We start from the raw sequence: 9319 nt of genomic DNA, 5'->3' as shown, positions 1-9319 counted from the left end.
CGACAACCATCTCTTCTTGCTGAACCTGGGCGAGAAGGTTACGGGTAAAGAGGCGGAAGAGGCACTGGGGCAGGCTAACATCACCGTCAACAAGAATGCCGTGCCCTTCGACACGCGTCCGCCGGCGATCACCAGTGGTATCCGTATCGGTACACCCGCAGCCACCACGCGTGGTTTTGGCGAGTCCGAAATGCATCATCTGGGTAACTGCATTGCGGATGTCCTGGATGCGACCGGCGATACATCGGTCATTGAACGGGTCCAGGCGGACATGAAGGCCCTTTGCCATCAGTTCCCGGTGTACGGCTAAGTATTCATGCGCTGTCCGTTCTGTGCCTACGCCGATACCCGCGTGGTGGATTCCCGCCTCGCGGATGATGGCGGGAGTGTACGGCGGCGGCGCGAATGTCCGGAGTGCGGGCAACGCTTCACCACCTTTGAACGGGCAGAGTTGGCGCTGCCTATGGTCGTCAAGACCGATGGGCGACGCGAATCCTTCAGCGAAGACAAACTCCAGCGGGGCTTGACCCGGGCGCTGAGCAAACGACCGGTAGCGACGGCGCGGGTGGATGCTGCCGTGCGGATGATCCAGCGGCGGATCCGCGAACGCGGTGAGCGGGAGATTCCGGCGCGTCTCATTGGCGAACTGGTGATGGAGGCTTTGCGGGACCTTGACCCCGTCGCCTACGTGCGTTTTGCCTCGGTCTATCGACGCTTTGAAGATGTCGACGCCTTCAGTGCCGAAATCGCACGGATGAAAGAGGGAGCGGTCCCCGGCGAGGGAGCCGACGCGGCTCGTGACGACTGAGCAGGATGTTGTCTTCATGGGGGAGGCCCTGGTACTAGCAGAGCAGGGACTCTACAGCACACATCCCAATCCGCGTGTGGGGGCCTTGCTGGTCAAAAATGGATCCGTCGTCGGGCGGGGCGCCCACTTACAGGCCGGCAAACCGCATGCCGAAGTGTTCGCACTTGCGGAAGCGGGCGATGCCGCGCGTGGTGCCACCGCTTATGTCACCCTGGAGCCCTGTAGCCATCAGGGCCGCACCCCGCCCTGTGCGGATGCGCTGGTTGCAGCGGGTGTGGCGCGGGTAGTGATTGCTATGCGCGACCCCAATCCTTTGGTGGCCGGGCGCGGCGTGGAATATTTGCGCGCTGCCGGGGTTGTGGTTGACGAGGGTTGTCTGGGGGCGGCGGCGGAAGCCCTGAATCCCGGATTTTTGCAGCGGATGCGCCATGGCCGTCCGTGGGTGCGGCTCAAGCAGGCCATGAGTCTGGATGGCCGGGTGGCGCTCGCCAACGGGCAAAGCCAATGGCTGACGGGGGAGGCAGCGCGCGCAGATGTGCAGCAGGAGCGGGCGCGCGCCAGTGCCATCCTTGTCGGTATCGGCACGGTACTGGCCGATAATCCCCGCCTGGCGCCACGCCTGGAGGTGGCCTCGCAGCGCTATCCGGTGAAAATCGTTTTGGACACCCACTTGCGTACCCCCCCCGATGCGGCGCTTTTTAGTACGCCGGGCGCGGTATGGATTTGTCACTATCCGGATGCTCCAAGCGCTACTCAGGAAGCGCTGCGCGCTGCCGGTGCGGAGTTGCTCTCTTGTCGTGGAACGGGAGGGGAGTTGGACTGGCAAGAAGTGATGACCATGCTCGCCCAGCGGGAATTGAATGATATTTTGGTAGAAGCGGGGCCAGGCATCGCTGCTTCCTTATTCACAGCCAATTTGGTCGACGAATGGCTGCTCTATGTGGCACCGCTGCTGCTCGGGCAGGACGCGCGACCGGTGCTCGCGACCGGCCCCTACGCGAATCTCGCGGAGGTGCCGCGCTGGTCGGTGATCAATATCACTCAACTGGGCGACGATATCAAGTGGACGTTGCGTCCGCAGGAGCGATAAGTGGTGTTTACCGGTATTATTCAGGGCTTGGGCCAGATCCGCGGGATGCAGCCCCAGAGCGGCGACCTACGGCTGACCGTCGCTGTCGGGAAACTTGATCTTAGTGATGTCCAGTTGGGCGACAGTATTGCGGTTTCCGGCGTTTGCCTGACGGTGGTGGAACTCCAGTGCGACGCTTTTGCTGTCGATGTCTCCCTTGAGACCCTCGACAAAACCCTTCTTGGGCGTCTCAAGGCGGGCAGCCCGGTCAATCTGGAAAAAGCCTTGCGTCTGGCCGATCGCCTGGGAGGCCATCTGGTCGCTGGCCATGTGGATGGTGTCGGACATATTCGCGAAGTGAGCGTGTCGGGACGTTCGCAGGTATTTGCCATCGCTGCGCCGCCGGATCTGCTGCGTTATATCGCCGCCAAGGGTAGCATCTGTGTGGACGGTATCAGCCTGACCGTCAACGCGCTCCGTGGTGACACGTTCATGCTCAACGTCATCCCCCATACGCTGGCGCAGACGACGGCCGCGCAGTGGCGATCGGGGCATGCCGTCAATCTGGAGGTGGATCTCATCGCCCGCTATCTGGAGCGCTGGGTGGTCACGGGCCCCAGGTCCGGGTTAAAATCCGAAATTACGCGCGATTCGCTGGCCGCAAAAGGGTTCCCCGTATGAGCAGTGCCAATATCAGCCCCGCCGAGGAAATCATCGCCGACATCGCCGCCGGACGCATGGTGATCCTGATGGATGATGAGGGGCGTGAAAACGAAGGCGACCTCATTATGGCGGCGGAGTTTGTGACGCCCGCTGCCATCAACTTCATGGTCTCCCAGGCGCGTGGTCTGGTGTGCCTGCCCCTCACCCGCAAGCGTTGCGAGCAATTGCGTCTTCCACAGATGGTGGGCCACAACACCGCCAGCTTAGGCACCGCGTTTACGGTCTCGATTGAGGCCGCCCGCGGTGTCACCACCGGCATTTCCGCCGCCGACCGCGCGGTGACGATTCAGGCGGCCATTGCCGATGACGCCGGCCCCGAGGACATCGTGATGCCCGGTCACATCTTCCCCTTGGCGGCGGAAGCCGGGGGTGTACTGGTTCGTGCCGGTCATACGGAAGCGGCAGTAGACCTTGCCCGGCTGGCTGGCTGCAAACCCGCTGGCGTCATCTGCGAAATTCTCAACACCGACGGCGAAATGGCGCGTTTGCCTGACCTGCTCCCCTATGCGGCAGAACATGGCCTCAAAATTGGCACCATTGCCGATCTGATCCGCTACCGCCTGGAACGAGAGCGAATCGTACAGCGTGAGGCGAGTGGTCCGTGGCACACCCCATACGGCGACTTTCAGCTCCATGTCTATCGTGATTGGGTTGCCCGTGAAACGCACTTCGCCCTAGTCCTCGGCGACCTGGAAGCGCGTGATGAACCCGTACTGGTGCGGGTACAGGTTGGCAAAACATTGAATGATCTGTTCGCCGGTGAAGCCAGTCCAAACACCATTGCTTTGCGGCGGATCGCCGCGGAAGGTCGTGGCGTGCTGGTCTACCTCCACCATCAGGAGAGTGTCGAAGAACTCCTGCGGGATGTTGCCGCGCTGCCTGAAAAGCCCAAGGGGCCTGGTCAGGCCGGAGACGCTGGGCGCGTTCTGCGCACCTTTGGTATCGGCGCCCAGATTCTCTCCGATCTGGGGGTACATCAGGCGATGGTCCTTAGCGACAGCCAGTTTCAATACCGTGGTATCGGCGGCTTCGGTCTGGAGATCGTCGACCAACGTCCCTTTCAGGAAGTATCCGAGGATGAGTCATGATTCGTCATATCGAAGGCAGTTTGCAGGCTGGTGAACATCGTTTTGCCCTGTTGGTCGGCCGCTTCAACAGCTTTATCACCCAGCAGCTGGAGAAGGGTGCCATCGACGCGTTGCGCCGTCACGGTGCAAAAGAAGAACAGCTTCACGTCGTTTATGTGCCGGGTGCTTATGAAATGCCGCTGGTCGCGCAGAAACTGGCGCGCAGTGGTAATTATGATGCGGTGCTTTGTTTGGGTGCGGTGATTCGCGGGGGTACCCCGCATTTTGATTATGTCGCGGCCGAAGTGTCCAAAGGTGTGGCTCAGGTATCCATGGATACGGGAGTCCCGGTGATTTTTGGGGTGCTGACCACGGATAGCATTGAGCAGGCCATTGAGCGCGCCGGAACTAAAGCGGGTAATAAGGGCTTTGATGCTGCTATGACTGCGCTGGAAATGGTGCAGTTGTTGCGTCAGATCTGAACAGCACTCCATGAAAATCAGTCGCCGCCGTTTGGCGCGTCAAGCTGCCGTTCAGGCCCTCTATCAGTGGCAGATGAATCCCGGCCACTGCACCGAGATCGAGTTGCAATTTACCTCCGACCCTGAGCGTTTGCAGGGCGCCGATGTCGCTTTCTTCAAAAGTCTCTGGCAAGGGGTTTGTGCCGCAATCCCCGAGCTGGATCCCGCCATTGCCCAGGAAGTTCAGGATCGCCGCTGGGCCGATGAGGTCAGCGAAGTCGAACGGGCGATTCTTCGCCTGGCGGCCTACGAATTGCGGGACTATCCGCAAACGCCCTACCGGGTGATCATCAATGAAGCCATAGAGCTGGGTAAAGACTTTGGTGGTGAGCAGGGCCATCGCTTTGTGAACGCAGTCCTGGATAAGCTGGCGCAGAAATGGCGCGCTCCGGAGACTTTGCAGGCTGGTCGCTGACAAATCGCAACTAGTCTGCTTTCGCTCTGCCGATGTGGATATGGTCTGACCCTGGGCTTTGAAAACTCTGCCATCTTGTGCTATCACCTACAAAGTGGTTTTTCCATGTTCCTAGGAGTGTAGCCATGGCGGAAGAGCAACCTAAAAAACGAGTCACAAAATCCACGGAAGTTTCGGTGGATCCCAGGGCAGCGCCAGTCCGTCGCGCGACGGCACCGGACGCAGCCGCTGTGCCCAAAACGCGCGCCGCTCGCGCCCGTAAACCGGCTGGGGACGCCACGCCGGTCAAAATGCCGCGTAGCGTCGGGCGTTCGAAGTCCCCCGCGGTCTCTGCCGCGGATCGCCAGCGCATGATTGCTGAACGTGCCTACTATCTTGCTGAGGCTCGCAGCTTTGCGGGAAGCGACTGCCAGGCAGACTGGTACGCAGCAGAGGCCTGGATCGACGCTCAGCTATCCACTTAAAGCGTCTGATGCGGCTGCGCGGCAGGGGGATATCTGTGCGCTGCTGGTCGCGGCCTGTCTAAATTCCGGTTTGGCGGGCGCCAGAAAAACTTCTGGCGACGCACGAGGTTCTTGGTGTAACCTCATCATCTGCAAGATATTGTCAATCAGCCTGGAGTTTCTATGCGCGCTCATCATAATTTCAGTAAATGTTCCCTCCTCGCTGCGAGTGGCGCAGCACTTTTGGTACTTTCCGTTCCCTTGGCCGAAGCGCAGATCGCCGCTAAGACAGACTTGGAGGATGTGGCTACTACCCAGCCCGCCGATCTCACCACCGCCAAGCTTGAAAACACGATTGGCACCCGTTGTGCCCTAGGTGATGGGGTTCCGCAAAATTATGGTTTGGCCGCACAGTGGTTTGATAAGGCTGCCCTCCATGGCTATGGCAAGGCCGAATATAATCTCGGCATGCAGTATTATTTCGGGCAAGGTGTCAGTAAGGACAAGATCAAAGCGGCTTACTGGTGGGAGAAGGCGGCAGCGCAGGGTATTGCCGCCGCTCAGTACAACTTGGGTAATCTCTATTTCTTAGGGCAAGGGGTACCACAGGACTACAGCAAGGCCAGCCTCTGGTGGCACAAGGCCGCAGCACTCGGAAATGCCCAGGCCACCAGTAATCTGGCAACTTTGGCGCGTCTGCATCCGGAGTACCAATCGGTGGCTGCTGTCGAGAAAAAGACCGTAGTCACACCTTGATGTGCGCCTGATCATTTAGTCAGTGCTTTTTTCCGTGTTGCCGACCGCTATGCCGTTACCTTTCTGGACACGCATGGCGGCGGCATGTTCCTTTTCGATGTACTCCCGTTTGCCGCGTTCTGCGTTGAGTTGCCCTTCAAGGTCGGCCACACGTCGTTCATGACGACGGATTTTCAGCTTGTTACGGATGTGCGTGGGTAGATAAATCAGCATGCTCGCAGTAAAACCGGCGACGAAACCGCTGAGCAGGACTACCCCCTGGGATTGTGCAAACGTCCACGAGAAGAAATGAATAGTTGCGGGTGCCCCGTTCTGAACTGCAAAGATGACAGCCAGTGCCGCAATCAAAAAAGAAACCACCATCCACATGACATCCTCCTTTCCCTTGCTTGGTTGCGTATTTGTTGTAATGGTCACTTACATACTTTAACCACGCCTGAAAAATACGCTGCGCACCCACCTGGTCCCGGCCCAGAGTGCCGTGGGCAGGATGATCAGCCAAGCCCATACCGGTAAATTGAGTATTGGGCTATCCAGCCGATGCTCCAGCGCCGCGATAATGCCTAAGCCTACCACAATAAACGTGCCGCCTACGCTATAGGTAAGCGTTTGCAAACCATTATGCAGTTCCTGCCGAATGCCCTCGATGTCGTTATTGCGAATCACCAGGGGCAGTTCTCCCTGTTGGGCTTGGCGCAGGATATTGTGCAGGAGTACCGGCATTTCGGGCAGCACCAATCCCCACTGTGGGAAATATTGTTTAAGCGCAGACCACCAGCCCTGCGGACCGCGCTGGCGACTGAGCCATTCCGTCAGCAGTGGCGTGGCGATTTCCCAGATATTGAGTGCTGGGTTGAAATCGCGGGCAATGCCCTCGACGTTGACCAGCGTTTTTTGGAGCAGCAGGAGTTGTGGCTGAGTTTGCATTTGAAAAGCGCGCGTCGTCTGGAAGAGACGAAGCAAGAGACTGGCGACGGATATTTCATTCAGGGGCTTTTCAAACACCGGCTCCGCAATGGCACGAATGGCTGTTTCGAAATCCTGTACGTTGGTGTCTGGTGGTACCCATCCGGCTTCCACATGCGCTTCCGCTACGCGCCGGTAGTCGCGCCGAAAAAATGCAATCATATTTTCGGCGAGGTAATGCTGGCTCGCATCATCCAGGCTCCCCATGATGCCGAAATCAACGGCTATAAAGCGCCCATTCTTCGGATCAATAAAGACGTTGCCGGGATGCATATCCGCATGGAAATACGCGTCGCGAAAGACCTGGCGGAAAAAGATTTCTGCGGCGCGTCGCGAGAGTTGGTCAAAATCAATGCCCGCGTCACGCAGTGCGTCGCGCTGACCGATGGGAATACCATAAATGCGTTCCATCACTAATACCGGGGGTGCGCAGTAATCCCAATATATTTCGGGTACATAGAGCAGCTCAGGCTCAGCAGCAAAATTACGCCGCAACTGGCTGGCATTGGCCGCCTCGCGCAGCAGATCCAGTTCACCGCGAATGGTTTTGGCATATTCCGCGACAACCGCGCGTATTCTCAGGCGACGACCCTCCTGAGAATAGCGCTCCGCGAGATCGGCGAGCAGGGCGAGTATCGCCAGGTCCTGATCAATAATCCGCTGCAGACCTGGGCGTCGGACTTTGATTGCTACCTCACGGCCGTCCAGTAACTGCCCAAAGTGTACCTGGGCAATGGACGCCGCAGCAGCAGGCTGATCTTCAAATTGAGAGAAGACCGCTCCAATCGGTTTGCCAAGCGCTGCCTCGATGATCTGCCGGGCGACATTTGACGGGAAGGGGGGTACTGCATCCTGAAGTTTCGCAAGTTCCTGAGTAATATGGTCGGGAAGCAAATCCCGGCGGGTTGAAAGCATTTGTCCGAGTTTGATAAAGGTAGGTCCCAGAGTTTCCAAGGCCTCACGCAGGCGTTCGGCGAAAGTGCCCTGCGGACGCGGTCCTATCCAAGCCATGGGGCTTAGGCGCAGAATGGCCTGATAGGGCTTTAACAAAGGGAGAAAATAAAGTACATCGTCCAGGCGGTAACGCACTAGAACGCGGGTGATGTGCAGCGTACGCACAAAACGAAGGAAGGACTGTCGCATGGTGCTAGTCTACCATGGAAATGACGCTGCGCACCGCCGTGGTCGTGGTAAAAAAAGCGGGCCTCAGCGGACCCGCCTTTGCAGCACCGAGAAGAAGTTAGCGAACAGTCTTCTGGACCTTGATGCTGGAATTGATTTCCACACGCTGATTCAGGAAACGACCTTGTCGGGTAGCGTTGGTGGCGACCGGATTGTCGTAGGAGTGGCCTTTCAGTACCATACGATCGCTCGTCACCCCATGTTGCGTCAGGTAGTGCGCTACACTTTGTGCACGCCGCTTGGACAGCTTAAGATTGTACGCGTAACTGCCCACCTTGCTGCAATAGCCGTTGACGTCGAGTACGGCCTCTGGGTGGTTTTTTGCAAAGCTAGCCACTTGGTCCAGGACCTTGATGTCATGGTCCAGAAGCTTGTATGAATCAAACTTGAAGTTAATTCCGGTAATGGTGATCGGTTTGCTCACCAGAATCGTCCGCTCTACAGGTGCGATGGGAGCGGGTGCTGGCGCGGGAGGCGTCGGCGCGACCGCCACGGGGACCGGTGCAGGGGCACAATAGGCGGGCACAGGACCATCAGTGACCGGGCGTCCGCCACGTACACAGATACCCGTGCTGGTGACAACGGGTTTGGCGCCGTGTTCTATTGCATAACCTACGTAGCCATCGTCCGCATAGGCGGCGCTGGCTAAAAGGCCCCCGCTGATGGCAACCAGCAGCGTAATACGTTTAATATGTTGCATTATTGAAACCCTCCTCTCTCAAGCCCTGGCGAAGCTGCCCGGCAAAAAATCTTGACCACTCTATAGTTGAGAATGTTGTAAATGGGCAACTTTGTCAAGGCGCCAAAGGCGCAAGATGCGCATAAATCATCAAAATGATGGCCACTGTGCCGGAAATGGCCAAACACCCGCAGCCGCCGAACTCGCTTGACAAAGAAAAGCCTAAGCGGCACAATGCGCCGCTAATCGTGGGAGGGGTTCCCGAGCGGTCAAAGGGATCAGACTGTAAATCTGACGGCTCTGCCTTCGGAGGTTCGAATCCTCCCCCCTCCACCAATTGCTGTAATTTATTTAGCGCTGAGCGCAGGGCTTAGTTACGAGTTTTATTGTGCGGGTGTAGTTCAATGGTAGAACCTCAGCCTTCCAAGCTGATGGTGTGGGTTCGATTCCCATCACCCGCTCCAGTGTTCAGGCCCACATAGCTCAGTCGGTAGAGCACTTCCTTGGTAAGGAAGAGGTCACCGGTTCGAATCCGGTTGTGGGCTCCATATTTTTGGGTCTTTACTTGGGTCTGGTATTCTTGGGGAGTGTCTGATGTCCAAAGGGAAATTTGAGCGGACGAAGCCGCATGTCAACGTGGGAACGATTGGTCACGTGGACCATGGTAAGACCACATTAACGGCGGCGCTG

General features: G+C 57.9%; 12 protein-coding genes, 3 tRNA genes and 1 pseudogene. 13 read left to right on the top strand and 3 right to left on the bottom strand.

Annotation, left to right across the window (positions count from 1 at the left end):
• The 9 genes and pseudogenes from AC2VNK_RS08980 to AC2VNK_RS08940 form a co-directional block, all read left to right on the top strand.
• Positions 1-310, top strand: a pseudogene (locus AC2VNK_RS08980) (serine hydroxymethyltransferase); the annotation flags it as partial.
• 6 nt (positions 311-316) lie between these two features.
• Complete coding sequence (nrdR, locus tag AC2VNK_RS08975) at positions 317-808, top strand: transcriptional regulator NrdR (protein ID WP_291520883.1); 492 nt, start codon at positions 317-319, stop codon at positions 806-808.
• Positions 798-1898 carry a bifunctional diaminohydroxyphosphoribosylaminopyrimidine deaminase/5-amino-6-(5-phosphoribosylamino)uracil reductase RibD gene (gene ribD, locus AC2VNK_RS08970; protein ID WP_486883514.1) on the top strand — a complete coding sequence of 367 codons (1101 nt, stop codon included), beginning with the start codon at positions 798-800 and terminating at the stop codon, positions 1896-1898. Before nrdR ends, ribD begins: the two co-directional genes overlap by 11 nt.
• Before the next feature lie 3 nt (positions 1899-1901).
• Positions 1902-2558 (top strand): riboflavin synthase, encoded by a 657-nt coding sequence (locus tag AC2VNK_RS08965; protein ID WP_486883513.1) that lies wholly within the window; start codon positions 1902-1904, stop codon positions 2556-2558.
• On the top strand, positions 2555-3688 hold the full coding sequence (gene ribB / locus AC2VNK_RS08960; RefSeq protein WP_291520877.1) for a 3,4-dihydroxy-2-butanone-4-phosphate synthase: 1134 nt from the start codon (positions 2555-2557) through the stop codon (positions 3686-3688). Before AC2VNK_RS08965 ends, ribB begins: the two co-directional genes overlap by 4 nt.
• The gene (gene ribH / locus AC2VNK_RS08955; protein ID WP_291520876.1) at positions 3685-4149 is read left to right on the top strand and encodes a 6,7-dimethyl-8-ribityllumazine synthase; all 465 of its coding nucleotides are present in this window, start codon (positions 3685-3687) and stop codon (positions 4147-4149) included. The genes ribB and ribH overlap by 4 nt, the downstream gene beginning before the upstream one ends.
• 10 nt (positions 4150-4159) lie before the next feature.
• Entirely contained in the window at positions 4160-4603 is a 444-nt protein-coding gene (gene nusB / locus AC2VNK_RS08950) for a transcription antitermination factor NusB (protein ID WP_291520875.1), read from the top strand.
• A 125-nt stretch (positions 4604-4728) separates the two neighbouring features.
• Positions 4729-5067 carry a DUF2934 domain-containing protein gene (locus tag AC2VNK_RS08945; protein WP_291520873.1) on the top strand — a complete coding sequence of 113 codons (339 nt, stop codon included), beginning with the start codon at positions 4729-4731 and terminating at the stop codon, positions 5065-5067.
• Positions 5068-5229: 162 nt separating this feature from the next.
• On the top strand, positions 5230-5802 hold the full coding sequence (locus AC2VNK_RS08940; RefSeq protein ID WP_486883512.1) for a tetratricopeptide repeat protein: 573 nt from the start codon (positions 5230-5232) through the stop codon (positions 5800-5802).
• A gap of 15 nt (positions 5803-5817) precedes the next feature.
• On the opposite strand, the gene AC2VNK_RS08935 is transcribed toward AC2VNK_RS08940, so the two are convergent.
• The 3 genes from AC2VNK_RS08935 to AC2VNK_RS08925 all read right to left on the bottom strand — a co-directional run bounded on the left by AC2VNK_RS08935 (position 5818) and on the right by AC2VNK_RS08925 (position 8650).
• Entirely contained in the window at positions 5818-6171 is a 354-nt protein-coding gene (locus tag AC2VNK_RS08935; protein ID WP_291520869.1) for a LapA family protein, read from the bottom strand.
• A 57-nt stretch (positions 6172-6228) separates the two neighbouring features.
• Positions 6229-7911, bottom strand: coding sequence for a ubiquinone biosynthesis regulatory protein kinase UbiB (gene ubiB, locus AC2VNK_RS08930; RefSeq protein WP_486883511.1), 1683 nt, complete (start codon positions 7909-7911; stop codon positions 6229-6231).
• Positions 7912-8008: 97 nt separating this feature from the next.
• A complete protein-coding gene (locus AC2VNK_RS08925; RefSeq protein ID WP_291520865.1) occupies positions 8009-8650 on the bottom strand; it encodes an OmpA family protein in 642 nt (213 codons plus the stop codon).
• Between the two features lie 230 nt (positions 8651-8880).
• Here AC2VNK_RS08925 and AC2VNK_RS08920 point away from each other — a divergent pair.
• From AC2VNK_RS08920 to AC2VNK_RS08905, 4 genes are all read left to right on the top strand, one after another.
• Positions 8881-8965, top strand: a tRNA-Tyr gene (locus AC2VNK_RS08920).
• Positions 8966-9019: 54 nt separating this feature from the next.
• Positions 9020-9093: transfer RNA gene (locus AC2VNK_RS08915), tRNA-Gly, on the top strand.
• Between the two features lie 8 nt (positions 9094-9101).
• Positions 9102-9177 (top strand) — tRNA-Thr (locus AC2VNK_RS08910).
• Between the two features lie 46 nt (positions 9178-9223).
• A partial coding sequence (locus tag AC2VNK_RS08905; protein ID WP_022970494.1) for a GTP-binding protein occupies positions 9224-9319 on the top strand: 96 nt, incomplete at its 3' end.

The organism is Acidithiobacillus sp. TH-A35, assembly GCF_057473505.1.
Note: the sequence above shows the minus strand (reverse complement) of the source record. Positions and strands in the feature narration are given on the sequence as shown.

Bases quoted from the DNA above. Each gene is read 5' to 3' on its own strand.
- nrdR (WP_291520883.1), top strand. From the start codon at position 317: ATGCGCTGTCCGTTCTGTGCCTACGCCGATACCCGCGTGGTGGATTCC.
- ribB (WP_291520877.1), top strand. From the start codon at position 2,555: ATGAGCAGTGCCAATATCAGCCCCGCCGAGGAAATCATCGCCGACATC.
- ribH (WP_291520876.1), top strand. From the start codon at position 3,685: ATGATTCGTCATATCGAAGGCAGTTTGCAGGCTGGTGAACATCGTTTT.
- nusB (WP_291520875.1), top strand. From the start codon at position 4,160: ATGAAAATCAGTCGCCGCCGTTTGGCGCGTCAAGCTGCCGTTCAGGCC.
- AC2VNK_RS08945 (WP_291520873.1), top strand. From the start codon at position 4,729: ATGGCGGAAGAGCAACCTAAAAAACGAGTCACAAAATCCACGGAAGTT.
- AC2VNK_RS08940 (WP_486883512.1), top strand. From the start codon at position 5,230: ATGCGCGCTCATCATAATTTCAGTAAATGTTCCCTCCTCGCTGCGAGT.
- AC2VNK_RS08935 (WP_291520869.1), bottom strand. From the start codon at position 6,171: ATGTGGATGGTGGTTTCTTTTTTGATTGCGGCACTGGCTGTCATCTTT.
- ubiB (WP_486883511.1), bottom strand. From the start codon at position 7,911: ATGCGACAGTCCTTCCTTCGTTTTGTGCGTACGCTGCACATCACCCGC.
- AC2VNK_RS08925 (WP_291520865.1), bottom strand. From the start codon at position 8,650: ATGCAACATATTAAACGTATTACGCTGCTGGTTGCCATCAGCGGGGGC.